Source organism: Fredinandcohnia quinoae (assembly GCF_022427965.1).
Lineage (GTDB): Bacteria > Bacillota > Bacilli > Bacillales > Bacillaceae_L > Ferdinandcohnia > Ferdinandcohnia quinoae.
The window spans coordinates 18,170-42,547 of sequence record NZ_JAKTTI010000038.1; the positions used below are offsets into that span (position 1 = coordinate 18,170).

Below are 24,378 nucleotides of genomic sequence, written 5' to 3' on the forward strand. Positions count from 1 at the left end.
CGACAGCAGATCCGTAGTTGAACTTATGCGTTTAGGAGAGTAATCATTCTTTCCTATGAGCTTATAAAACCTTGGAGGTGGCTAATTATTAGCAAAGACATGATGGTTAACGAGGGCATTCGTGCTCGTGAAGTTCGTCTGATTGGTCAAAACGGTGATCAGCTTGGAATCAAATCTAAGACTGAAGCATTAGAAATTGCTGCAAGAGCAAATCTAGATGTTGTATTAGTTGCTCCAAATGCGAAACCACCAGTTTGTCGTATCATGGATTATGGTAAATTTCGTTTTGAGCAACAGAAGAAGGAAAAAGAAGCTCGTAAAAATCAAAAAATCATCAATATTAAAGAGGTGCGTCTAAGCCCAACAATTGATGAGCATGATTTCAATACTAAGCTTCGTAATGCGATTAAATTCCTTGAAAAAGGTGACAAGGTAAAAGCATCGATTCGATTCAAAGGTCGTGCAATTACACATAAAGAAATCGGTCAAAAAGTATTAGATCGCTTTTCTGCAGCTTGTACTGAAGTTGCTACGATTGAGTCTCATCCGAAAATGGATGGACGTAGCATGTTCTTAGTATTAGCACCTAAAAATGAAAAGTAATGAAACGAGGAGGAACTCCCTATGCCAAAAATGAAAACACACCGTGGCGCTGCAAAGCGTTTCAAAAGAACTGGGTCTGGAAAATTAAAACGTTCACACGCGTACAGAAGCCATATGTTCTCACATAAAACTCAAAAACAAAAACGTCATCTACGTAAAGCTACATTAGTAAGCAGAGGCGATTTCAGACGTATTCGTCATTTATTAACAAACTTAAAATAATTCGGGAATTTTTGATAGGATCTTAGGAGGGAAACACAATGCCAAGAGTTAAAGGCGGTACAGTAACACGCAAACGTCGTAAAAGAGTATTAAAATTAGCAAAAGGTTATTATGGTTCAAAACATACATTATATAAAGTAGCAAATCAACAAGTAATGAAATCTTTAATGTATGCTTATCGTGACCGTCGTCAAAAGAAACGCGACTTCCGTAAGCTTTGGATTACTCGTATCAATGCAGCTGCTCGTATGAACGGTCTTTCTTATAGCCGTTTAATGCACGGACTAAAGGTTGCTGGTATCGAAGTAAACCGCAAAATGCTTGCTGACCTAGCTGTTAGCGACGAAAAAGCATTTGCTGAATTAGCAACTGTTGCTAAAAACAACTTGAAATAATGATAGTTGATAAGGTTATTCTCATGTAAAATGGGGGTAGCCTTTTTATTATTGTTAAGGAAATTGTGAAATTTAAACAGATAAAGAGGAAAATCAAAAACATCTCTGTTTGAAACCACACTCGTTCACTGTAATGCATCAAAATAAGTTTTGCTTGAAAAACTTCATTTAATAAGCCGATTAACAAATAAGCGGAAATTTTCCTGTTAAATGCTGAATGGAGCTTGTTTTGGGGGATATAAGGGGAGATTTTCCTGTTATGATGACTAAAATCTACTATTATCGAATTTTTAAAGACGATAAGCGGAAATTCTCCTTCTATTTAAGCCTTTTTTTATAATAATTATGAAATAAGAGGAATTTTTCCCTCTATTTATCAGCTCGGGAGCTCAATCTGATCCTTTAACCGATAAGTGTGGATTTTAATCAAATTCTATCTATAGTAGAACATAGTAAATGTATACTTTCAAAATGGGGGAGTTCAAATGGATACAAAAATAATACTCATTCTTTATGTTGTATTAAATATATATGGACTTAGCATTATGTATGTTGATAAACAAAGAGCAAGAAAACATCAATGGCGTATTTCTGAAATGCAGATTTGGCTTGTCTCGATTTTAGGTGGGGCACTTGGAGCCACAGTTGGAATGAAGCTATTTCGACATAAAACAAAACATAAAAACTTTGCAATTCTTCTACCTACACTCACAGTAATTACTATGATCATATACATATATATTTTGCTGAAATTGTCATAACAGCTCGTACGATTGTATATGTTTATATAGCGAATGACAAATGGCTAAAACATGTAGCTAAGAAAACGAGGTGAGTGTGCGTTTGGATGAGACGATGACAGTACTATTTGTCTTTATAGAATCTACGGGGATATTAGCACCAATTGTTTTTATTTGTTTGCATTTAATCCGTCCTTTTTTGTTTGTCCCTGTCCCAGTTGTTTGTATTGTTGGTGGAATTTTATTTGGTTCAGTCTTCGGTACACTATACTCACTATTAGGATTAACAATATTAAGTGTTATCTTTTATGTTTTATATAAGCGAGTACCAAAGCTCTCCAGTAAAATAAATCAGCTAAAGCAAAAATGGCTAGGAAACAAAGTTAATTTTACGATGGGTCAAATTTCCATTCTACGTCTTATACCTTTCATTAATTTTCACCTTTTATCACTTTGTATTATCGATGTCACACGAAATTTTAGACAATATACAAAAGGATCCTTCTATACTAATATTCCAGTTGCGCTATTTTACACAGTATTTGGTCAATTCATTCGAGAATTTTCAACGATGATGATTATCGTAATCTTATTATCATTAACTCTATTATTTTATCTTTTGCGAGAGAAGCAGGTTATTATTAAATGGCATGAATTTTTTAAACCTAAAGCTGGTAGATCATATTACTAAAAATACCCATGAGAGTAACTATCTCTCACGGGTATTGTTTGTTAAAAATTCCTTAATTGGACTTTTCCAGTCTATTACTGCATGTGGGTATACTTCTTTTATTCTTCGCTCTAAATACTTAAAATCATCGTAGTAGATACCTTTAAGTAAATGTATGTGTTTTGTAAAGACGAAAATAGAAATAACCTCAAAGGCTTTATCAGTTGTTCCTAAGTATTTTTCTCCCTCAAATAATACTCCCTTGTAAGTAAGTAGAAAGTTTTTTTGGACATTCTTCTGATCATCCAAAAAATAAAATTCCTTTTTTTCATGAGCAAGCTCAAGCTTTCTTTTTGGATTCAACAAATATTTGAATATCCGATATATGATAAAAACAATTAACAGTATTAGTACAAGTCGTATTAGTAGGACAAACATAAGAGGACTCCTCCCAGATTCTTAATTCGACTTCATATACGATTAAGTGAGGTAAAAGGTTTCAACTTTTTATTAATTTGTTATACTTTTTTTGAAAGGTTTCAGAAGGAGGAGCTCAATTGGATTATAATGTAAATGTATTATTACTGAATAATGATGCAAGGCTGCCATTTCAAGCCAACAAAGGGGATGCTGGCTTTGATTTATATTCAGTAGAAGAAAAAGTAATTGCCCCTGGAGAAGCAGAGCTTATTCGAACAGGAATTAAAATAGAGTTACCTGAGGGTACAGAGGCACAAGTACGACCTCGAAGTGGATTAGCATTAAAACATTCGGTCACTGTATTAAATAGCCCAGGAACGATCGATGAAGCATATCGCGGGGAAATTGCGGTCATTTTAATTAATCATGGAAAGTCAGATTTTTTAGTAGAAAAACAAATGAGAATTGCACAAATGGTCATCGCACCCGTTCCAAAGGTTATGCTTACCCAAGTGAATGAAATATCTGAATCTGAACGTGGAGAAGGTGGCTTCGGTTCATCGGGAACGAAGTAAACCGAACTTCTAATCGCATAGAATTAGAAGAATGAAGTATATTATTTAGATGAGATTCATTGTCATTATGTAATAATTTTTTGTATAATAAGAATAGTCAAGGTAATCTAAACAGTAGTAAGGAGACATACATATGACAAAGCTTGATGAAACATTAACAATGTTAAAAGATTTAACCGATGCAAAAGGAATTCCTGGTAATGAACGCGAGCCACGCGAAGTCATGAAGAAATACATAACTCCATTTGCAGACGAAGTAACAACAGATGGTCTTGGAAGCTTAATAGCGAAAAAGGTAGGCAAGGAAAATGGACCAAAAGTCATGATTTCTGGCCATTTAGATGAAGTAGGTTTCATGATCACTCATATCGATGACAAAGGATTCCTGAAGTTCCAAACAGTTGGCGGCTGGTGGTCACAGGTTATGCTTGCTCAGCGTGTGACAATTGTTACAAGTAAAGGTGATGTAACAGGTGTGATTGGCTCAAAGCCACCACATATTTTATCACCTGAGGCGCGTAAGAAGCCTGTTGAAATTAAGGATATGTTCATCGATGTTGGTGCAACAAGCCGTGAAGAAGCACAAGAATTTGGTGTTAAACCTGGTGATCAGGTTGTTCCTTACTTTGAATTCACAGTAATGAATAATGAAAAAATGCTCCTTGCAAAAGCATGGGATAATCGAATTGGCTGTGCAATTGCGATTGATGTGTTAAAACAATTAAAAGGTGTTGACCATCAAAACGTGGTATACGGAGTTGGTTCTGTACAAGAAGAAGTTGGCCTTCGTGGAGCAAAAACAGCTGCAACAATGATTAAACCAGATGTTGCCATTGCAGTAGATGTTGGTATTGCAGGTGATACACCAGGAATTACTGAAAAAGAAGCATTAAGTAAAATGGGCAAAGGTCCTCAAGTAATTTTATACGATGCTTCCATGGTTTCACACAAAGGCTTACGTGATTTTGTTACAAATGTAGCAGATGAATTAAATATTCCATATCAATTCGATGCAATTGCTGGTGGTGGAACTGATGCAGGTACAATCCATGTATCATTCCAAGGTGTACCTTCATTAGCAATCACGATCGCAACTCGTTATATTCACTCACATGCAGCAATGCTTCATCGCGATGACTATGAGAACGCAGTGAAGCTAATTGTAGAAGTGATTAAACGACTGGATGGAGAAGCAGTAAATAAAATTAAATTTGATTAATTAAAAAAGCCGGTGAAAATTTCTTCACCGGCTTTACTATTTACTTTTTCAACCCTTGCTCCAATGTAGTAAGCATCTCCTGTTTATCCTCTTGACTGGCATTTTGCCAAATGACTTCAAATAATACTCCAAGTCCTGGGAGCATTTTTTCTTCACCACTTTGAATTGCGTCGACGATTGTTTCCTGCAATTCAGCCTGGGAATTACCTGTTACATTGTGTATAACTGCATTTCGCAAATTTAAATTCAAATATAAGCACACCTTTCTTATGTATCTTTTTCTTTATTATCATTTACGATTTGTAATTTTATTATGTATGCTTCATGAGATATAATGGTAAAAAACGAAGAGTCGAAAAAGGAGCATTTTGAAATTGAAACGTATTGAATCTATTAAAAATCCACAGGTAAAGCAGTGGAAGAAATTACATACAAAAAAAGAACGTGATAAGACTGGTACTTTTATGATTGAAGGTTTTCATTTAGTGGAAGATGCTCTAAAAAGTAATGCTGTCATTCGTGAACTTATTATGGTTGAAACAGTTGATCTTCCTGCTAACTGGAATGTAGATAATCAGTCAATCGTTCTCGTTACGGAAGAAATTATGAAGGAAATAAGTGATACGGAAACCTCACAAGGTATAGCTGCAATTTGCGAGCAATATAATGATAGGAAGGATCTTACTAGTTTTTCAAAGCTATTACTTATTGATGCTGTACAGGATCCGGGTAATCTCGGGACAATGATTCGAACAGCGGATGCCGCTGGAATCGATGCAGTCATCATCGGGGAAGGCAGTGTAGACGTATATAATTCAAAGGTCCTTCGTTCTACACAAGGTTCTATTTTTCATATCCCAATTATAAAAGCTAATTTGTTTCAAATGATAGGAAAGCTAAAAGAAAAGAATGTTAAAGTATTTGGAACATCATTAAAAAATGCTGTTGATTTTAAGGAAGTATCAAGTGAATCATCATTTGCGTTAATCATGGGCAATGAGGGGAATGGAGTTAATCCCGATTTACTTGAATTAACTGATCAAAACCTATATATCCCGATCTATGGAGAAAGTGAGTCATTAAATGTTGCAGTAGCAGCAGGAATTTTGCTTTATCATTTAAGGTAAAGGTTATGTTAATGTTCAGTTTTGATTTTAGCCTTATTTGGATGAGTGAACGGGTTTTATTCAGCTTGAATAACTTAGTGAATCCATACAAATAAGGCGGAATATTCATCAATACTCAGTTTTAACATAGCCTAGGTAAAAAAGTGAGGGGATGGCATATTCGCGAATTTTTTGGATCAACAATAAATGGGTTACCATTTCAATGGTTATCTTTGACTCATGTTAGTATGCTATGTTTGTTTGTTGGAATGGCAGTCATTTTATTCGTCTTTCGTACAAAGTTTAGTGGAAGAAAATTCGTTATACGCTATACTCTTGCTTGTTTTTTACTTCTAAGTGAACTTTCCTTATACGCATGGTATACGTACACGAAGACATGGGACATCGTTGACACATTGCCGTTACAACTATGTTCAATTTCCCTAATTTTAAGCTTTTTTATGCTGCTTTCAAGAAATAAATTTTTATTTGAAGTTACTTATTTTCTAGGAATTGGCGGGGCGCTTCAAGCGATGCTGACACCTGAGCTTTCTTATGACTTCCCGCATTATCGCTATTTTCATTTTTTCATAGCACACATTGCAATCATCTTAGCAAGTTTATACATGATTTGGTATGAAGGTTACAAACCTACCATTAAATCAATTTTGAAGGCTTTTGCTACGTTGAATATAATTGCCATTTTTGTGTTTTTAATGAATAAAGCAACCGGCGGCAATTATATGTTTTTAGCACATAAGCCAAATAATCCAAGTCTAATTGATTTTCTGGGCCCATATCCTTGGTATATTTTATCGCTGGAAATAGTGGCACTTGTCATGTTTTTTCTGCTCTATTTACCTTTTTCAATTAAAAAAAGTAATTAAGAAAATTCGAAACCTTATTGAATTAAGATCGTATAATTATTTTAAGATTTTAATTAAAATGAGGTGAAGCAGTGTTAATTTCGTATTTTTTAGTTTTTTTATTAGCAGCGATTCCGTTATTTGAATTGATTGCAGTTATACCATTAGCGATTATTGGAGGATTGTCGCCTGTTCCTGTTGCGATATTAGGCTTCCTAGGAAATTTAGTAACAGTCCTGCTATTAGTGCTATTTGTAGATAAAATAAAGGGATGGATGAGAGCTAGGAAATTAAAGGGGACTCCAGTAAAAGCGGTTGAAGGAATAGAACCACTTGAAAATGGGGAGAATGCTACTGTACAAGAATCAAAGAAACAAAAAAGAGCAAAATCTATTTTTGACAAGTACGGTCTACCAGGATTAACGATTCTTGGACCATTATTAGTCGGCTCACATATATCAGCTTTTATGGGGATGAGCTTTGGGTCAAGTAGAAAGTTGGTAACAGGATGGATGATTACGAGCCTGGTGATATGGACAGTTGTATCTACTATACTAGCAAGTTCAGGTGTAAGCTTCTTTGTTCCAGGGGTCGAAGAAAATGGATTTTTAGTAAGGATTTTTAAATAAATCGAAAAATGGGTTTGATTTGCCTCTATAAGATACGTATAATATAATCTATACTTAACTACATATAGACACAACGATGAAAGAGAAGAGTAGCTTTCCATTCACTATTCAGGGAGAAAATGCCGAGATTGCAAGCATTTTTATAGGAGAAGGAAGTGAATTCACCTCTCGAGTTGGCACCGGGACCGTCGAAAGAAAGGTATGACGTAAAGGTGTACCGGCACATGCCGTTATCTTAATGAAGTGAACAGTCTAGACATTGGACTGTTAACAAGGGTGGTACCGCGAAATCAAAACCTCGTCCCTTTTTTGGGATAGAGGTTTTTTATTTTTGATTGAAAAAGGAGGAGCTAATGATGCAAGAAAGATTAAATGAGCTTCAACAAGAAGCGATTGCAAAGGTGGAAGCCGCAACTAACTTGAAAGAGTTAAACGATATCCGTGTTGCTTATTTAGGGAAAAAAGGCCCTATTACAGAAGTATTACGAGGAATGGGGAAATTATCAGCTGAGGAACGTCCGAAAATGGGTGCTCTTGTCAATGTAGTGAGAGAGCAGATTACTGATAAATTATCAGCTAAACAAGCGATCCTTGAAAAAGAAGAGGTTGAAAAAAGACTGGCCTCTGAAACAATTGATGTTACATTACCAGGCAGACCAGTAACTGTTGGAAGTCACCATCCACTAACTGCTGTTATCGAAGAAATTGAAGATTTATTCATGGGCATGGGCTATTCAATTGCAGAAGGTCCTGAAGTTGAACAAGATTATTACAACTTCGAAGCATTAAATTTACCAAAAGGCCACCCTGCAAGAGACATGCAAGATTCATTTTATATTACCGAGGAAATATTATTGCGTACCCATACATCACCTGTTCAAGCAAGAACTATGAAAAAGCACGAAGGTAAAGGTCCAGTAAAAATTATTTGTCCTGGAAAAGTGTATCGTCGTGATAATGATGACGCAACACACTCACACCAATTCATGCAAATTGAAGGTCTAGTTGTAGACGAAAATATTCGTATGAGTGATTTGAAAGGAACACTTGATACATTTGCGAAGAAAATGTTTGGTGAAGATCGCGAAATTCGCTTGCGTCCAAGCTTCTTCCCATTCACAGAGCCTTCAGTTGAAATGGATATTTCTTGTTTCAAATGTAGCGGAAAAGGATGCAATGTATGTAAAAAGACTGGTTGGATTGAAATTTTAGGTGCTGGGATGGTACATCCAAACGTACTTGAAATGGCCGGTTTTGATTCTAAAAGGTATACTGGTTTCGCGTTTGGAATGGGTGCAGAACGGATTGCAATGTTAAAATACGGAATCGATGATATCCGTCATTTTTACACAAATGATTTACGATTCTTACAACAATTCAAACGGGCATAAGGAGGGAGAACTATAATGTTTGTTTCATATAAATGGTTACAAGATTATGTAGACTTATCAGGAATATCTGCTGAAGAATTAGCAGAGAAAATTACAAGAAGCGGAATTGAAGTTGAAGGTGTAGACGTATTAGGAGAAGGAATCAGTGGTATCGTTGTTGGTCATGTTCTGGAGTGTGAGCAACATCCCGATGCAGATAAATTAAATAAATGTTTAGTTGATCTTGGCTCAGGGGAACCAGTACAAATTATTTGTGGTGCTAAAAACGTTGCGAAAGGTCAAAAAGTTGTCGTAGCGACAGTTGGAGCAGTTCTTCCAGGTAATTTTAAAATTAAAAAAGCGAAGCTCCGTGGGGAAGAATCAAATGGAATGATTTGTTCACTACAAGAATTAGGAATTGAATCTAAGTTAGTTTCAAAGGAATATTCAGAAGGAATCTTTGTATTCCCTCATGATGTAGAGCCAGGGGCAGATGCTCTTAAACAATTAAATCTTGATGATGAAGTTTTGGAATTAGGGTTAACTCCAAACCGCGCAGATTGTTTAAGTATGTTAGGAGTCGCTTATGAGGTTGCTGCCATTTTAGGAAGAGATGTTAAGTTTCCAATAAATGAACTTACTACTTCTGACGAAAAAGCAGCTGACTATATTTCAGTGCAAGTTGATGCTGGCGAAGATAATCCATTATATGTTGCAAGAGTCGTGAAAAATGTAAAAATTGCACCATCACCATTATGGCTGCAAACACGCTTAATGGCAGCCGGAATTCGACCACATAATAATGTTGTCGATATAACAAATTATATTTTGTTAGAATATGGTCAACCGTTACATGCATTTGATTATGATCGTCTAGGTTCCAAAGAAATTCTAGTTCGACGTGCCAATGCTGGCGAAAAAATCACTACATTGGATGATGTTGAACGAACATTAACGAGTGACCATCTTGTCATAACAAACGGAAATGTTCCAGTAGCATTAGCCGGAGTAATGGGTGGAGCAAACTCTGAGGTTCAATCAGACACAACAACAGTCTTAATCGAGTCTGCTTATTTTAAAGGCAGTACGATTCGTAAATCGTCTAAGGACCATGGCTTACGAAGCGAAGCTAGTGCTCGTTATGAAAAAGGAATCGATCCGAATCGTACAAGAGCAGCTGCAGACCGTGCGGCAGCATTAATGGCAGAGCTCGCAGGTGGAGTAATATTAGATGAAGTTGTGGCTGTTGATACATTATCGGTTGAACCAGCGATTATTGAAATTACACTTGAACGAATTAATAAAGTTTTAGGAACTAATATTTCAAAAGAAGAAGTTGTAAAGATCTTTACTAATCTACAATTTTCTATCATTGAAGATAATGAGACGTTCCGTGTTACAGTACCTACTCGCCGTGGCGATATTTCACTTGAGGAAGACTTGATTGAAGAGGTAGCAAGACTTTACGGCTATGATACATTACCAATGACATTACCAGTCGGAGAATCCATTCCTGGAAAATTAACTGATTATCAAGCGAAACGTAGATTAGTCCGCAGATACTTAGAAGGTGCTGGACTATATCAAAGTGTCACTTATTCATTAACTAGTACTGAAAAAGTTAATCAATATGCACTTGAAACGGGTACGCCAATTCGCTTGGCAATGCCAATGAGTGAAGAGCATAGTTTACTTCGTCTAAGTATTATTCCAAATTTAATTGAAGTTGTGGGGCATAACTTAGCACGCCAAATGGATAGTGTTGCGACATATGAAATTGGCTCTGTATTTTTATCGAAAGCAAGTGCTGAATTACCTGAGGAAAAAGAACATTTAGCAGCTGCAATTACGGGTCAATGGTTATCACCGACATGGCAGGGCGAGAAGAAAGCAGTAGATTTCTATGTGCTAAAAGGTGTACTAGAAGGTTTATTTGATTTACTTGGCCTTAGTGATCGGGTTTCTTATGTTCAATCAAAAATGGATGGAATGCATCCAGGGCGTACAGCAAGCATCTTGCTTGATGGTAATGCGATTGGATTGATTGGTCAACTTCATCCCGAAGCTCAAAAAGGGCATGATTTAACAGACACATACGTATTCGAATTATCTTTGAAGGATGTTCTTGAAACGAAGGTAGAAGAGATTCAATATCAACAAATTCCACGTTTCCCATCTATGAGTCGTGATATCGCACTTGTTGTTGCTAAGGAAGTGGCAGCGGGTGAGATGAAGCAAGCTATTGTTGAAGCAGGAGGCAAATTATTACGTGATGTATCCATTTTTGACCTGTATGAAGGTGAACATATGGAGCCAGGTAAGAAATCTGTTGCTTATTCAATCCGCTACTTCGATCCGGAACGTACGTTAACAGAAGAAGAAGTAACAAAAGCTCATGAAAAAGTATTAAAAGCTGTTGCAGACAAATTCGGAGCAACGTTAAGATCATAAAATGAAGAAAAACTGGTGCGATAATGCTTCGTACCAGTTTTTTTATGGATATTTTCGAGATTACTTTGAGGATATTCTCTGAACACTTGGGATATATGCACGTTCGCGAAGAAATATGCGCGCTCATCGGAATAAATGCACGTTTGCGAAGAAATATGCGCGTTCACAAGAATAAATGCCCGTTCGCGAAAAAATATGTGCGCTCACAAGAATAAATGCGCGCTCACCAAAATATATGCACGTTAACCAGAAACTAAGTGCGCCCACTGGAATAATTACGCGCCAACCTCATATACGTTCTGATCAGTACAAATCAAAGCCCCCCATCATACTCCCGCAATCCGCCTCGCTTTTCCGGTGTTCGCAAAATGGAGCTTCGTATACTGCCCTAACTCTTCAAACCCGAGCTTTCGAATTAACTCAGCAGCAACCCTATCAACCTGAGGTCCGGCACCCTTTTTAAGCTCAATGCCACATTTTTCACTTAGTTTATCAAATTCTTTAATAAATGAGTATCTCGCGATAATAGAGGCAGCAGCTACAGACAAGTGAACACCTTCAGCCTTCGTACTAAAATACACATTGTCTCGAATGATCTCACCTTGTCCTCTTAAATGGCGATAATATACGTCTGGTTCCGCAAACTGATCAATTAAAATTCCATCTGGAGCAAGTGGAGCAATTTTCTTTAAAACATGACCCAATGCCTGGTTATGGAGCAAAGCTTTAATTTTTCCTTGTGTCATACCACTAGATTGTAACCTGTTGTATTTTTCATTATGAAGAATAAGTAGGCTATACGGGATAACATGTAAAATCGATTTAGCAATTTCACATATCTGTTTATCTGTTAGATCTTTTGAATCTTTTACCCCTAGTTCTTGTAAAAGAGCTAGGTTCTCTTCTGAAGCAAATGCCGCAACAACAGTCATCGGTCCAAAATAGTCTCCTGTACCAACCTCATCTGAGCCAATGATTGACATTGAGCCAATCCCCACAGGTGGGGCAAACTGATGTGTTGGTTTTTTAGCACCACCTACAGCCTTTTTCGGAGCTGCGTTTTCCATACTTGTTCCCCATTTATCAGCCTCTGATTGTGCATCCCCGCCTTGAAATAGTACTTTTCCAGATTTATAAGCTGTAACAGTACATGCTGGGAGTTTTGCGACGAAAACACCACCTTGGGGAATCTTCTCTATTAATTGATTTGAATAATGAGACTTCATTTTTTTTATCGTAATCTCATTCACCTTTAATACAGTATTTGACAAATGGAACAACTCCTATATCAATTTCTTGCATTTTTTAATAAAATTCTTCAATATCCATCATAACTGTTGTTGAGAGTTCTTTCCATAATAGAAGTGTTCATGTTATTATTAACTTTAGAATTCAAAGTGATTGTTCAAAAAGTCTGGAAAAAGGCTGAAACAAGTTCTTTTTGTCCTCCTTTTTGTAACACACATTTGCAGTAGAATGGAGGCAAATACGTTGTCACAGACGCAAAAGACGCGAACAACAGTTGATATATATGGACAGCAATATTCAATCATAGGGTCTGAGAGCACGAGTCACATACGTCTTGTTGCCTCAATCGTTGATGATAAAATGAGAGAAATTAACGGTAAAAATCCATATTTAGATATTAATAAACTAGCAGTGCTGACTGCGGTTAATGTTGTGCATGATTTTTTAAAGCTTAAAGATGAAAATGAAGAGCTCCAGCAACTTTTAGAGCAAGTACAAAAAGAAAAGGATTGAGAGACATGTTTGATTTAATCTTAATTTTCGTCCTTTTAATGGGATTTATTATTGGTTTAAAAAGAGGTTTTATTTTACAAATTGTACATTTAACAGGTTTTATTGTTGCCTTTATCGTCGCTTATTTATATTATGCTGAATTAGCACCAAAGATAAATTTATGGATACCCTATCCAACCTTTGGTGACCCAGAGGCTATGAAATTTTTATTTGAAGGTACTAATTTAGAGGAAGCTTATTATAAAGCAATAGCATTTGCGATGATCTTCTTTGCAGTTAAGATTCTCATGCAAATTATAGGTTCAATGTTGGATTTTTTAGCAAATCTGCCAATTTTGAAGCAAATTAATAGTTGGGCTGGAGGACTGCTTGGATTTATAGAAATTTATTTAATTGTCTTTATTCTTCTATATATCGGGGCACTGTTACCAATTGAATTAGTACAATCCAACATACAAGATTCGTTCATGGCAAAAGCGATTGTCCAGCATACACCAATCTTTTCCGGGAAAATTAAGGATATGTGGATATAATGAGATTCAAAACTTCCCTGAACAGGGAAGTTTTTTTCGGCATAAAGGGGAATTTATCCAACTAAAAAATCTAATTTAGTGAGTTTTCTTTCACTTTCCATGAAAAAATTGTATCATTTTGGGTAGTAAAACGTATTGAAGTATAGGTAGGTGGCTATAGATGACTGTTAATAAAAAGGATGTAATCCGACTATTAGAGACAATTGCGATATATATGGAATTAAAAGGGGACAACCCATTTAAAATTTCGGCGTTCAGAAAAGCTGCTTTCGCACTTGAAAATGATGACCGAAGTCTCTCGTCAATTGATGATTTTACAGCCTTATCAGGAATAGGAAAAGGGACTGCTGCAGTTATTACAGAATATATCGAATCGGGTGAATCAAGCGTATTATTGGAGTTACAAAATGAAGTTCCAGAAGGATTAATTCCATTGCTCAATCTTCCAGGTTTAGGTGGCAAAAAAATTGCAAAGCTTTATAAGGAGCTTGGTATTGAGGATATAGAGATGCTGAAAGAGGCTTGTATCAATGAAAAGATTCAGGTTCTTGCAGGTTTTGGGAAGAAAACGGAAGAGAAAATATTAGAAGCAATTGAGGAAACTGGGAAGAGACCAGAAAGATTACCAATTTCTTATATGATAGAAATAGCTGAAAAAATTGAAGTAGCTTTGTCAAAAATGGATGGAATTATCAACTATTCACGTGCTGGTAGCTTGCGAAGGATGCGAGAAACGATTAAAGATCTTGATTTTATTATTGCAACGATAGATCCAACTAGGATACGTGAACAGCTCTTGAAACTAGATAATCTTTCAGGTGTTATCGCCAGTGGTGATACGAAGGTGTCTGTTCAGCTTTCATATCAATATGACATTTCAGTTGATTTTCGCCTCGTCAAACCAGAGGAGTATGCAACAACACTTCACCATTTTACAGGAAGCAAGGAACATAATGTCAGAATGCGCCAACTAGCGAAACAACGTGGTGAGAAAATAAGTGAATATGGTGTTGAAAATATTGAAACTGGAGAGATTTTAACCTTCGAGAATGAGGAAGAATTTTATCGCTATTTTGGTTTGAATTTTATACCACCTGAACTACGTGAGGATGGCACTGAAGTTGATGCTTATCAAGAAAAGGTTGATTTAATTGAATTAGAAGATATAAAAGGTGATCTTCATATGCACACAACTTGGAGTGATGGTGCCTATACGATAGAGGAAATGGCTGAAGCCTGTCGGAAAAAGGGCTATAAATATATGGCAATTACCGACCATTCGAAATATTTAAGGGTGGCAAATGGGTTAACAGTTGAGCGCCTCTTAGAGCAACACAGAGAAATAGCTCGTATAAATCAGAAGTACGATGATTTTACTATTTTTACAGGTGTAGAAATGGATATACTACCGGATGGGACTCTTGATTATGATGATGAGATTATTCGAAATGTAGATGTTGTCATTGCGTCCATTCATTCTAGCTTTTCACAACCACGTGAGAAAATTATGGAACGCTTGAAGACAGCTTTACAAAGTCTTCATGTCGATATTATTGCTCACCCAACCGGTAGAATTATTGGTAAAAGAAGAGGTTATGATGTTGATATCGACATGTTAATTGAACTAGCAAAGGAAACAAATACTGTATTAGAATTAAATGCAAATTTAAATCGACTTGATTTATCTTCTGAAAATATTCGAAAAGCACAACTAGCTGGTGTAAAGCTTATAATTAATACAGATGCTCATAGTATTGAGATGCTAGACCAAATGAAATATGGAGTGTCTACAGCAAAAAAAGGTTGGATTCAAAAAGATACGGTTATTAACACATGGGATACAGACAGTCTATTAGATTTTCTTAAAAGAAATAATGATTAATAAGGTAATCTTATTTCATCGCAAGGAAATCGGGTTAGATAGAAGGGGGTTACAGATATGCAACCACGAGTACTAAAGGTATTGGAATTTGATAAGGTGAAAGAGCAGTTAATCAAACATGTCTCTTCATCACTTGGTAGAGAAAAGGTAGAAGCAATGCTACCTTCGATTAACGTAGAGGACGTTATTTTTTTACAGGAACAAACTGATGAAGGTGTGAAGGTATTAAGACTTAAGGGAAATGTTCCGCTGGGGGGCTTAACAGATATAAGGTCAGCCGTAAAACGTGCGAGTATAGGCGGTGCCCTAAATGCGATGGAGTTGTTAGATATTGCTGGAACGATCTATTCAGGTAGACAAATGAAAAAATTCATTGAAGCGATGATTGATGATGATATTGAAATTCCCATTTTAGCCGAATTAAGTACATCGATTACTCCTTTATTTGAATTAGAACGGGAAATAAAAAATTGTATAGATGACCATGGGGTTGTGATGGATGGTGCAAGTGATAAGCTCCGTTCCATACGTCAGCAGTTACGAAGCAGTGAATCAAGAATTAGAGAAAAATTAGAACATATTATTCGCTCCTCTTCTGCTCAAAAAACACTATCAGATGCAATAGTCACAATCCGTAATGATCGATATGTTATCCCTGTTAAACAAGAGTATCGGGCAACATACGGTGGGATAGTTCATGATCAGTCTTCATCAGGAGCAACTCTATTTATCGAACCACAATCTGTTGTAGATTTAAATAATGTGCTTCAAGAAGCAAGAGTGAAGGAAAAACTGGAAATTGACCGAATTCTTGCTGAGCTTTCTGCTAAAGTAGCAATTGATGCAGATGTCTTAAAACAAAATGTAGAAACACTTGCTGAATATGACTTTATTTTTACAAAGGCAGGCTACAGTCAAAAAATAAAAGGATCAAAGCCAAAAATAAACGGTGATGGATATGTAAATATCAAGCGAGGTAGACATCCGTTAATCGATCCGACAGAAGTTGTCCCAAATGATATTGAAATTGGTAAGGATTATACTTCGATTGTAATTACAGGGCCAAATACTGGTGGTAAGACTGTTACATTGAAAACAATTGGTTTATTTACATTAATGGCGCAGGCAGGTCTACAAATTCCAGCACATGATGGTTCAGAAATGGCAGTATTCACAAATGTATATGCAGATATTGGTGACGAGCAATCCATAGAACAAAGCCTAAGTACATTTTCTTCACATATGGTGAATATTGTTGATATTTTACATAATGTTGATGAAAATAGTCTTGCATTATTTGATGAATTAGGTGCTGGTACAGATCCACAGGAAGGTGCTGCGCTAGCTATTTCAATATTGGATGAAGTATATCACCGAGGTGCAAGAGTTATAGCGACTACGCATTATCCAGAATTAAAAGCATATGGGTATAATCGTGAAGGAGTTATTAATGCAAGTGTTGAATTTGATATTGAAACGCTTAGCCCAACCTATAAATTATTAATTGGTGTACCCGGAAGAAGTAATGCTTTTGACATTTCAAAACGTCTTGGATTGGCAGACAATGTAATTAATAGTGCCAAAAGCCATATTAGTGCTGAAAGCAATACAGTTGAAAATATGATTGCATCATTAGAAAAGAGTAAAAAGGATGCAGACGACGAACTTACTGAAGCTGAAGAAATCCGCAAAGATGCTGAAAATCTTCATAAAGAGCTACAACAACAAATCATTGAACTTAATGAACAACGTGATAAGCTGATAGAAAAAGCTGAGCAAAAAGCAGCTGAAACAATAAAAAAGGCGACTTCAGAAGCTGAGGAAATTATTAGGGAATTAAGAAAAATGCAAGCGAACCAGCATGCTTCTATTAAAGAACATGAATTAATTGATGCTCGTAAACGACTTGAAGATGCAGTACCGAAGCTTACAATAAAATCCAAATCACAACCAACAAGGCAAGCGAAGAAAAAGTTAGTTCCTGGTGATGAAGTCAAGGTTATTAGCTTTGACCAAAAAGGTCATCTTGTTGAAAAATTAGGTAATGAAGAATGGCAGGTTCAAATTGGAATCATGAAGATGAAAGTGAAGGAATCTGATCTTGAATATATTAGCAGACCGAAGCAGGTTGAAACTAGACCACTTGCTACTGTTAGAGGAAAAGACTTTCACGTTAGCCTAGAGCTTGATTTAAGAGGAGAACGCTATGAAAATGCATTAGCGAGAGTGGAGAAGTATATTGATGATGCATTACTTGCCGGTTATCCTCGTGTTTCGATCATTCATGGAAAAGGGACTGGCGCATTACGCCAAGGAGTTAAGGAGTATTTAAAAAACCACCGTTCTGTCAAATCTTCAAGGTTTGGTGAGGCAGGAGAAGGTGGAACAGGGGTAACAGTTGTAGAACTTAAATAATTTTTAGGAAATCCTCTTACCAGGGAGAAGATAAAATGAATCAATTTTGGGAGAACGAATATATTTTAACTGCAGCTTATTATAGTGTTGTCATTCTTTGTATTGTTGTATTTTTAGCAATCTTTGAACTTGTTACGAAGTATAAAAATTGGGAGGAAATTCAAAAGGGGAATATTTCTGTTGCGATGGCAACAGGAGGGAAAATATTTGGTATATCCAATATTTTTCGTTTCTCTATTCAAAATCACGATTCTCTTTTTGTAATGATTGGTTGGGGGATGTTTGGTTTCCTTTTATTACTAACCGGATATTTTATCTTTGAATTTTTAACACCAAAGTTTAATATTGATGTGGAAATTCAAAAGGATAATCGTGCAGTTGGTTTCATTTCAATGGTTATTTCAATTGGATTGTCATACGTAATAGGTGCAGGAATAGGATAAGGTGGTCAGATCGATGGAGAGGTTAGCAAAAATACTTATTGCAGTTAGTGCTGTTTTTATCGTTGTCGGGATCATATATATGGTCTTCTTTACATAGGGAAAATTTAAATAAAAGATTATAGGTAAGACTGGTTTGATGTGGGAATATATCAAGCCAGTCTTTTTTGATGCTTAATTACTAGTTAATAAGACAATTGTCATGGCTTAATCAATATATTATAATGAAATTGAATGGTTAGAAAATTCAAACTGCTCTGTTGTCAACTGAATAAAAAAAGGGGGTACTATTTATGGAACTAGCAAGACCGTGGTTAGAGCATTATCCTGAGGAAGTGCCGCACCAGATTGATTATGATAATATTCCTATTCAATCGTATTTAAAAGATGTAGCAAAAGAATATCCTCATAAGGTGGCAATTCATTTTTTAGGAAAAGAGTTTACATTTTCACAAATTTATGAGCAATCTTTAAAATTAGCAAACTATTTAAAGGACAAAGGTTTAATAAAGGGTGACCGGGTCGCCATTATGCTGCCAAACTGTCCGCAAGCAGTAATCGGATATTATGCTGTCTTATTTGCTGGTGGAATTGTCGTTCAAACAAACCCATTATATACGGAAAGGGAACTAGAATATCAATTGAAGGACTCTGGCTCTAAGATGATCTTAACAATGGATATTTTGTATCCACGAGTGTCAAAAGTGAAAGCGTTAACAAATCTGGAACATATTGTTGTAACTGCCATTAAGGATTACTTACCGTTTCCCAAAAATTTAATTTATCCCTTTATTCAAAAGAAACAGTATGGAATAGTAGTTAAGGTTGAACACGAAGGTACAAACCATCTATTAACTGAGATTATCAGATCAGGTACAGCAAAAGAAATCGATATTGAAATTAATCCGAAAGAAGATTTGGCATTACTACAATATACTGGAGGAACAACAGGCTTTCCCAAAGGTGTGATGCTAACACATGAAAATCTTGTTTCAAATACATTGATGTGTTCACGCTGGATGTATAAGTGTAAAAAAGGAGAGGAAACAGTACTCGGCATTCTTCCATTTTTCCATGTATATGGTATGACCACTGTTATGAACTTATCAATCATGATGGCAGCAAAAATGATTCTCTTACCTAAATTTAATGTTGAAGATACTTTGAAAGCAATTCATAACTTGAAGCCAACTCTATTCCCAGGTGCACCTACTATGTATATTGGTCTATTAAATCATCCCGATATTAAAAAATATGACCTTTCTTCGGTTGATTCTTGTATTAGCGGGTCTGCTGCATTACCATTAGAAGTGCAGGAGCAATTTGAAAAGATTACCGGTGGAAAACTAGTTGAGGGTTATGGTTTATCAGAAGCATCCCCTGTAACACACGCAAATCTATTGTGGGGAAATCGAGTGAATGGAAGTATTGGATTACCTTGGCCTGATACAGATGCTGCCATATTATCTATGGAAACAGGTGAACCATTGCCGATTGGTGAAATAGGGGAGCTTGCTGTGAAGGGTCCCCAGATTATGAAAGGTTATTGGAATAAGCCTGAGGAGACGGAAGCAACACTTCGTGATGGCTGGCTTTTAACAGGTGATTTAGGGTATATGGATGAAAAAGGTTATTTTTACATTGTTGATCGTAAAAAAGACATGATTATTGCTGGAGGGTATAATATTTATCCTCGAGAAGTAGAAGAAGTATTATTTGAACACGAAAAAGTACAAGAGGCTGTCGTAGCTGGTATCCCTGATCCATATCGTGGAGAAACAGTAAAAGCTTATGTTGTTTTAAAAGAAGGTCAGCAATGTACGGAGGAAGAGCTAGATAAATTTGCAAGAAAACATTTAGCTGCTTATAAAATACCAAGAATTTATGAGTTCCGTAGTGAGCTGCCAAAAACAATCGTTGGAAAAGTTCTTCGACGAGTATTAGTCGAAGAGGAAAAGGAAAAATTAAAGAAAATAAACTAATAATAATAGTGGTATAACAAACACGATTACTCGCTCTTCAAACTCGCATTTTAGAATGATACAACATGTGGGGAGCCATAATGTGAGAGTGTGGCTCTTATATTTTTACAATAGCTTCAGATTATCTTGACAGCATCTAATAAACCAATTATTATAATATTATGAATGACTATTCATTCATTTTTCGAAAGGACGTTGGATGCTTGAAAAAGAATAAACCAAAATACAAACAAATTATTGATGCGGCTGTTATTATAATTGCTGAAAATGGGTTCCATCAAGCACAGGTTTCAAGAATAGCAAAGCAAGCTGGGGTAGCCGATGGAACCATATATCTTTATTTTAAAAATAAGGAAGATATCCTCATATCTCTTTTTCAAGAAAAGATGGGAACATTTATTGAAAAAGTTGAGGCAGAGATCGCAGGGAAAAATAGTGCATCAGAAAAGTTATTATTATTAGTAGAAAAACATTTTGAGCTTTTGGCCGCAGACCATCATCTTGCAATAGTAACACAACTAGAGCTTAGACAGTCAAATAAGGAATTACGACTTCGGATCAATGAAGTATTGAAGGGATACCTAAAAGTAGTTGAAAGCATTATTCAAAAAGGTATTGATACCGGAGAATTTCGGGCCAACATTGATGTACGCTTAGCAAGACAAATGATATTTGGTACAATAGATGAAACGGCAACAACGTGGGTTATGAATGAACAAAAATATGATTTACCTGCGTTATCGAAATCAATTCATGAACTACTAATAAAGGGCTGTGGTAGTACTCAACCTTAAGATAAAGGTTGAGTACATAAAAATTAAATAAGGGAGGCTAAAGGATGGATTTTTTCAAAACACAAATTAAGGACTTAATTGCAACAATTACAATTAACCGTCCCCCTGCTAATGCTTTGTCGTCTTCTGTTTTGAAAGAGCTTTCATGCATCCTGGATGATCTAGAAAATGATGATGACGTAAGAGTTATTGTTATTAATGGAGAAGGTCGCTTTTTCTCGGCCGGAGCAGATATTAAAGAATTTACAACCATTTCAAGCGGTGACGAATTCTCTAAACTATCTACATTTGGTCAAGATTTATTTAATCGAATGGAGTGCTTTCCGAAGCCGATTATTGCAAGTATCCATGGAGCTGCATTAGGTGGTGGGCTTGAGCTTGCAATGGGTTGTCATTTTCGACTAGTCAGTAAACATGCAAAGCTAGGTTTGCCTGAATTACAATTAGGCCTCATTCCTGGATTTGCAGGAACTGCTCGTTTGCCACGATATGTTGGAACAGCAAAAGCAGCTGAAATGCTTTGGACGAGCGAACCAATTACTGGAGAAGAAGCAGTTCAGTTTGGCCTGGCGAATCATGCTTATCCAGAGGAATCATTACTCGAAGAAACGTATAAGCTTGCTAAAAAAATTGCTCAGAAGAGTCCAATTTCAATTCAAGCGACGATTGAATTATTAAACTATCCTAAAACAGCTGAATTTAAAGATGTAGTGAAAAGAGAAGCAGAATTGTTTGGTAAAGTATTTACTTCAGAGGATGGTAAAGAAGGTATATCAGCATTCATTGAGAAACGTAATCCTAGCTTTAAGGGAATCTAAAAAAGTATAAAACTATTTAACTAGTTCATTTTTTCTGAAATTATAGTAAAATAGTGTTATAAAGAGTTTGAAAATTTATAAATGTTTCAAAACAATTGGAGGGGTATCCATGAACATCTTTGTTATTTTAAAAAGAACATTTGACACAGAGGAAAAAATTGTAGTCAGCAATGGTCAAATCAGTGAAGATGGTGCTGAATTTATCATCAACCCTTATGATGAATATGCTGTTGAAGAAGCTATTCAACTTCGTGATGCGAACGGTGGAGAGGTTACTGTCGTCACTGTTGGCACAGAAGATGCTGAAAAGGAATTAAGAACTGCATTAGCTATGGGAGCGGATAAAGCAGTCCTTGTTAATATTGAAGATGATCTTGAAGATGGAGATCAGTTCTCAACTGCGAAAATTCTAGCGGAATATTTAAAAGATAAAGATGCTGATTTAATTTTAGGTGGGAATGTTGCAATTGATGGTGGGTCTGGTCAGGTGGGACCACGTGTTGCAGAATTATTAAATATTCCATACGTTACGACAATTACTAAGCTAGAAATTAACGGGAGTAATGTAACGGTCGTTCGTGATGTTGAGGGTGACTCAGAAGTGATTGAAACAACTCTCCCACTGCTTGTTACTTGTCAACAAGGACTGAATGAGCCGCGTTATCCGTCATTACCTGGAATTATGAAAGCAAAGAAGAAGCCACTAGATGAGCTTGAATTAGATGATTTAGATTTAGAGGAAGAGGACGTAGAAGCAAAAACGAAGACGATTGAAATCTATCTTCCATCTCAAAAAGCAGCAGGAAGAGTGCTTGAAGGAGATATCGCTGACCAAGTGGTTGAGCTTGTATCGTTACTTCATACTGAAGCAAAGGTTATATAATAAAGCGCACTACATTGAAGGTTCGAAAAGTTTCTAGTTCACTCTACTTAATCGGGGGGAAAACATAATGTCAAGAAAAGTATTAGTACTAGGAGAAGTTCGTGATAATACATTACGTAATGTTTCATTTGAGGCAATTGCTGCGGGAAAAACTGTTGCTGAAGGTGGAGAAGTAGTAGCTGTTTTAATTGGTGATACAGTTAGCTCATTAGCAAATGAATTGTTTTATTATGGTGCAGACCGTGTTGTAACGGTTGAAGATGTAAAATTAAAATCATATACTCCAGATGGTTATTCACAAGCTCTGTTAGCTGTAATAGAAGCTGAATCACCTGAAGGATTAGTATTTGGACATACAGCTTTAGGAAAAGATCTGTCTCCGAAGGTAGCTGGAAAGTTAAATTCTGGCTTAATCTCAGATGTTACCTCGATTGAGGTTGCAGGAGGAAACACAGTCTTCACTCGTCCAATTTATTCTGGTAAAGCATTTGAAAAGAAAATTGTGACAGATGGGTTAGTGTTTGCAACGATTCGACCTAACAATATTGCTCCTCTAGAAAAAGATGAATCTCGCTCAGGAGAAGTGACATCAGTATCAGTCGATATTAAAGACTTACGTACTATCGTAAAAGAGGTTGTTCGCAAAGCCTCAGAGGGTGTAGATTTATCTGAAGCAAAAGTAGTTATTGCAGGTGGACGTGGTGTTAAGAGTGCTGATGGCTTTGAGCCATTGAAGGAATTAGCTACTGTTCTTGGTGGTGCAGTTGGCGCATCACGAGGTGCATGTGATGCTGATTACTGTGACTATTCGCTTCAAATTGGTCAAACTGGTAAGGTAGTTACCCCAGACCTTTATATTGCTTGCGGAATTTCTGGAGCAATCCAGCATTTAGCTGGTATGTCTAATTCAAAAGTAATCGTTGCAATCAATAAAGATCCTGAAGCTAATATCTTTAAGGTTGCTGATTATGGTATCGTTGGCGATTTATTTGAAGTAGTGCCATTGTTAACTGAAGAATTTAAGAAACTAAAAGTAAACGCTTAAATCCAATGCGAGCTCCCAGCTCGCTTTTTTCGTACATATAACCAATTAATGAAGGGTAGAATTACGAATGAAGCAAATAATTCGTAAATAAAAAATCAAGATGATATACTCTTTTAAAAGATATATTTTACAGGAGGAATAAAAGATGGCAATTACAAACGTATCAGATCAAACGTTTAATACTGAAACTGGTGAAGGCTTAGTACTAGCAGACTTTTGGGCACCTTGGTGTGGGCCATGTAAAATGATCGCTCCAGTTCTGGAAGAATTAGATTCAGAAATCGGCGACAAAGTAAAAATTGTTAAGCTTGATGTTGATGAAAATCAAGAAACAGCTGCTAAATTTGGTGTGATGAGTATCCCAACTTTACTTGTTTTCAAAAATGGTGAAGTAGTAGATAAAGTAGTTGGTTTCCAACCGAAGGAAGCGCTAGCTGACAAATTATCTAAGCATTTCTAATACATTCAAACACCCCGAACAGCCTATGAAAGTAGGCTGTTTTTTTTGTGCGCCCTGCATGGGCGAATACTCGGTGGTGAAAGTCCACTACAGGCTTGG

The 24,378-nt window shown here is 36.3% G+C and carries 26 protein-coding genes and 1 other annotated feature; of the genes, 23 read left to right on the forward strand and 3 right to left on the reverse strand.

Translation table 11 applies throughout. The annotated features are described in order from the left end of the window. Window positions 1–84: 84 nt before the first annotated feature. The 5 genes from infC (at window position 85) to MJG50_RS18395 (ending at window position 2,651) form a co-directional block, all read left to right on the forward strand. Window positions 85–603 carry a translation initiation factor IF-3 gene (gene infC, locus MJG50_RS18375; RefSeq protein ID WP_240257250.1) on the forward strand — a complete coding sequence of 173 codons (519 nt, stop codon included), beginning with the start codon at window positions 85–87 and terminating at the stop codon, window positions 601–603. A 21-nt stretch (window positions 604–624) separates the two neighbouring features. Continuing rightward, entirely contained in the window at window positions 625–825 is a 201-nt protein-coding gene (rpmI, locus tag MJG50_RS18380) for a 50S ribosomal protein L35 (protein ID WP_240257226.1), read from the forward strand. A gap of 38 nt (window positions 826–863) precedes the next feature. Further along, window positions 864–1,220, forward strand: a complete 357-nt coding sequence (gene rplT, locus MJG50_RS18385) for a 50S ribosomal protein L20 (protein WP_240257227.1) — start codon at window positions 864–866, stop codon at window positions 1,218–1,220. A gap of 485 nt (window positions 1,221–1,705) precedes the next feature. Then, window positions 1,706–1,981, forward strand: a complete 276-nt coding sequence (locus MJG50_RS18390; RefSeq protein WP_240257228.1) for a DUF1294 domain-containing protein — start codon at window positions 1,706–1,708, stop codon at window positions 1,979–1,981. Between the two features lie 94 nt (window positions 1,982–2,075). Next, complete coding sequence (locus tag MJG50_RS18395) at window positions 2,076–2,651, forward strand: TVP38/TMEM64 family protein (protein WP_240257229.1); 576 nt, start codon at window positions 2,076–2,078, stop codon at window positions 2,649–2,651. Between the two features lie 18 nt (window positions 2,652–2,669). On the opposite strand, the gene MJG50_RS18400 is transcribed toward MJG50_RS18395, so the two are convergent. Further along, complete coding sequence (locus MJG50_RS18400) at window positions 2,670–3,068, reverse strand: sigma-w pathway protein ysdB (protein WP_240257230.1); 399 nt, start codon at window positions 3,066–3,068, stop codon at window positions 2,670–2,672. Window positions 3,069–3,187: 119 nt separating this feature from the next. On the opposite strand from MJG50_RS18400, the gene dut reads away from it, so the two are divergent. After that, a complete protein-coding gene (dut, locus tag MJG50_RS18405) occupies window positions 3,188–3,625 on the forward strand; it encodes a dUTP diphosphatase (protein WP_240257231.1) in 438 nt (145 codons plus the stop codon). A gap of 133 nt (window positions 3,626–3,758) precedes the next feature. Then, the gene (locus MJG50_RS18410; protein ID WP_240257232.1) at window positions 3,759–4,844 is read left to right on the forward strand and encodes a M42 family metallopeptidase; all 1,086 of its coding nucleotides are present in this window, start codon (window positions 3,759–3,761) and stop codon (window positions 4,842–4,844) included. A 40-nt stretch (window positions 4,845–4,884) separates the two neighbouring features. Here the strand turns inward: MJG50_RS18410 and sspI are convergent, their stop codons facing one another. Next, on the reverse strand, window positions 4,885–5,094 hold the full coding sequence (gene sspI, locus MJG50_RS18415; protein ID WP_240257233.1) for a small acid-soluble spore protein SspI: 210 nt from the start codon (window positions 5,092–5,094) through the stop codon (window positions 4,885–4,887). Between the two features lie 124 nt (window positions 5,095–5,218). On the opposite strand from sspI, the gene MJG50_RS18420 reads away from it, so the two are divergent. The 5 genes from MJG50_RS18420 to pheT all read left to right on the forward strand — a co-directional run bounded on the left by MJG50_RS18420 (window position 5,219) and on the right by pheT (window position 11,266). After that, a complete protein-coding gene (locus tag MJG50_RS18420; RefSeq protein WP_240257234.1) occupies window positions 5,219–5,971 on the forward strand; it encodes a TrmH family RNA methyltransferase in 753 nt (250 codons plus the stop codon). Between the two features lie 143 nt (window positions 5,972–6,114). Beyond that, window positions 6,115–6,837 (forward strand): YwaF family protein, encoded by a 723-nt coding sequence (locus tag MJG50_RS18425; RefSeq protein ID WP_345893254.1) that lies wholly within the window; start codon window positions 6,115–6,117, stop codon window positions 6,835–6,837. 71 nt (window positions 6,838–6,908) lie between these two features. After that, window positions 6,909–7,445 carry a small multi-drug export protein gene (locus MJG50_RS18430; RefSeq protein ID WP_240257235.1) on the forward strand — a complete coding sequence of 179 codons (537 nt, stop codon included), beginning with the start codon at window positions 6,909–6,911 and terminating at the stop codon, window positions 7,443–7,445. A gap of 67 nt (window positions 7,446–7,512) precedes the next feature. Beyond that, window positions 7,513–7,754, forward strand: a binding site (T-box leader). A gap of 47 nt (window positions 7,755–7,801) precedes the next feature. Beyond that, entirely contained in the window at window positions 7,802–8,836 is a 1,035-nt protein-coding gene (gene pheS, locus MJG50_RS18435) for a phenylalanine--tRNA ligase subunit alpha (RefSeq protein ID WP_240257236.1), read from the forward strand. 15 nt (window positions 8,837–8,851) lie between these two features. After that, window positions 8,852–11,266 (forward strand): phenylalanine--tRNA ligase subunit beta, encoded by a 2,415-nt coding sequence (gene pheT, locus MJG50_RS18440; RefSeq protein ID WP_240257237.1) that lies wholly within the window; start codon window positions 8,852–8,854, stop codon window positions 11,264–11,266. A gap of 326 nt (window positions 11,267–11,592) precedes the next feature. Here pheT and rnhC read toward each other — a convergent pair whose 3' ends face one another. Beyond that, window positions 11,593–12,537: a ribonuclease HIII gene (rnhC, locus tag MJG50_RS18445; RefSeq protein WP_240257238.1), complete on the reverse strand. Its 945-nt coding sequence runs from the start codon at window positions 12,535–12,537 to the stop codon at window positions 11,593–11,595. Between the two features lie 220 nt (window positions 12,538–12,757). Between rnhC and zapA the strand changes: the two genes are divergently transcribed. The 11 genes from zapA (at window position 12,758) to trxA (ending at window position 24,279) form a co-directional block, all read left to right on the forward strand. Further along, window positions 12,758–13,027 (forward strand): cell division protein ZapA, encoded by a 270-nt coding sequence (zapA, locus tag MJG50_RS18450; RefSeq protein ID WP_240257239.1) that lies wholly within the window; start codon window positions 12,758–12,760, stop codon window positions 13,025–13,027. Between the two features lie 5 nt (window positions 13,028–13,032). Further along, complete coding sequence (locus MJG50_RS18455; RefSeq protein ID WP_240257240.1) at window positions 13,033–13,560, forward strand: CvpA family protein; 528 nt, start codon at window positions 13,033–13,035, stop codon at window positions 13,558–13,560. Window positions 13,561–13,720: 160 nt separating this feature from the next. Next, the gene (gene polX / locus MJG50_RS18460) at window positions 13,721–15,442 is read left to right on the forward strand and encodes a DNA polymerase/3'-5' exonuclease PolX (protein ID WP_240257241.1); all 1,722 of its coding nucleotides are present in this window, start codon (window positions 13,721–13,723) and stop codon (window positions 15,440–15,442) included. Window positions 15,443–15,499: 57 nt separating this feature from the next. Continuing rightward, on the forward strand, window positions 15,500–17,857 hold the full coding sequence (locus MJG50_RS18465) for an endonuclease MutS2 (protein ID WP_240257242.1): 2,358 nt from the start codon (window positions 15,500–15,502) through the stop codon (window positions 17,855–17,857). Window positions 17,858–17,892: 35 nt separating this feature from the next. Further along, complete coding sequence (locus tag MJG50_RS18470; protein WP_240257243.1) at window positions 17,893–18,300, forward strand: DUF350 domain-containing protein; 408 nt, start codon at window positions 17,893–17,895, stop codon at window positions 18,298–18,300. Window positions 18,301–18,590: 290 nt separating this feature from the next. Then, a complete protein-coding gene (locus MJG50_RS18475; protein WP_240257244.1) occupies window positions 18,591–20,279 on the forward strand; it encodes an AMP-binding protein in 1,689 nt (562 codons plus the stop codon). A 203-nt stretch (window positions 20,280–20,482) separates the two neighbouring features. Continuing rightward, window positions 20,483–21,073 (forward strand): fatty acid metabolism transcriptional regulator FadR, encoded by a 591-nt coding sequence (fadR, locus tag MJG50_RS18480; RefSeq protein ID WP_240257245.1) that lies wholly within the window; start codon window positions 20,483–20,485, stop codon window positions 21,071–21,073. Window positions 21,074–21,117: 44 nt separating this feature from the next. Beyond that, window positions 21,118–21,891, forward strand: a complete 774-nt coding sequence (locus MJG50_RS18485) for an enoyl-CoA hydratase (RefSeq protein ID WP_240257246.1) — start codon at window positions 21,118–21,120, stop codon at window positions 21,889–21,891. Window positions 21,892–22,000: 109 nt separating this feature from the next. After that, window positions 22,001–22,774, forward strand: coding sequence for an electron transfer flavoprotein subunit beta/FixA family protein (locus MJG50_RS18490; protein WP_240257247.1), 774 nt, complete (start codon window positions 22,001–22,003; stop codon window positions 22,772–22,774). Window positions 22,775–22,841: 67 nt separating this feature from the next. After that, window positions 22,842–23,819, forward strand: a complete 978-nt coding sequence (locus MJG50_RS18495) for an electron transfer flavoprotein subunit alpha/FixB family protein (protein WP_240257248.1) — start codon at window positions 22,842–22,844, stop codon at window positions 23,817–23,819. Between the two features lie 145 nt (window positions 23,820–23,964). Beyond that, a complete protein-coding gene (gene trxA / locus MJG50_RS18500; RefSeq protein ID WP_240257249.1) occupies window positions 23,965–24,279 on the forward strand; it encodes a thioredoxin in 315 nt (104 codons plus the stop codon). Window positions 24,280–24,378: the final 99 nt, after the last annotated feature.

What these genes read in the sequence shown, in the direction of transcription:
- rpmI (WP_240257226.1), top strand. Translation starts at nt 625, where the DNA reads ATGCCAAAAATGAAAACACACCGTGGCGCTGCAAAGCGTTTCAAAAGA.
- rplT (WP_240257227.1), top strand. Translation starts at nt 864, where the DNA reads ATGCCAAGAGTTAAAGGCGGTACAGTAACACGCAAACGTCGTAAAAGA.
- MJG50_RS18390 (WP_240257228.1), top strand. Translation starts at nt 1,706, where the DNA reads ATGGATACAAAAATAATACTCATTCTTTATGTTGTATTAAATATATAT.
- MJG50_RS18395 (WP_240257229.1), top strand. Translation starts at nt 2,076, where the DNA reads ATGACAGTACTATTTGTCTTTATAGAATCTACGGGGATATTAGCACCA.
- MJG50_RS18400 (WP_240257230.1), bottom strand. Translation starts at nt 3,068, where the DNA reads ATGTTTGTCCTACTAATACGACTTGTACTAATACTGTTAATTGTTTTT.
- MJG50_RS18410 (WP_240257232.1), top strand. Translation starts at nt 3,759, where the DNA reads ATGACAAAGCTTGATGAAACATTAACAATGTTAAAAGATTTAACCGAT.
- pheS (WP_240257236.1), top strand. Translation starts at nt 7,802, where the DNA reads ATGCAAGAAAGATTAAATGAGCTTCAACAAGAAGCGATTGCAAAGGTG.
- pheT (WP_240257237.1), top strand. Translation starts at nt 8,852, where the DNA reads ATGTTTGTTTCATATAAATGGTTACAAGATTATGTAGACTTATCAGGA.
- MJG50_RS18455 (WP_240257240.1), top strand. Translation starts at nt 13,033, where the DNA reads ATGTTTGATTTAATCTTAATTTTCGTCCTTTTAATGGGATTTATTATT.
- polX (WP_240257241.1), top strand. Translation starts at nt 13,721, where the DNA reads ATGACTGTTAATAAAAAGGATGTAATCCGACTATTAGAGACAATTGCG.
- MJG50_RS18465 (WP_240257242.1), top strand. Translation starts at nt 15,500, where the DNA reads ATGCAACCACGAGTACTAAAGGTATTGGAATTTGATAAGGTGAAAGAG.
- MJG50_RS18470 (WP_240257243.1), top strand. Translation starts at nt 17,893, where the DNA reads ATGAATCAATTTTGGGAGAACGAATATATTTTAACTGCAGCTTATTAT.
- MJG50_RS18475 (WP_240257244.1), top strand. Translation starts at nt 18,591, where the DNA reads ATGGAACTAGCAAGACCGTGGTTAGAGCATTATCCTGAGGAAGTGCCG.
- MJG50_RS18485 (WP_240257246.1), top strand. Translation starts at nt 21,118, where the DNA reads ATGGATTTTTTCAAAACACAAATTAAGGACTTAATTGCAACAATTACA.
- MJG50_RS18490 (WP_240257247.1), top strand. Translation starts at nt 22,001, where the DNA reads ATGAACATCTTTGTTATTTTAAAAAGAACATTTGACACAGAGGAAAAA.
- MJG50_RS18495 (WP_240257248.1), top strand. Translation starts at nt 22,842, where the DNA reads ATGTCAAGAAAAGTATTAGTACTAGGAGAAGTTCGTGATAATACATTA.
- trxA (WP_240257249.1), top strand. Translation starts at nt 23,965, where the DNA reads ATGGCAATTACAAACGTATCAGATCAAACGTTTAATACTGAAACTGGT.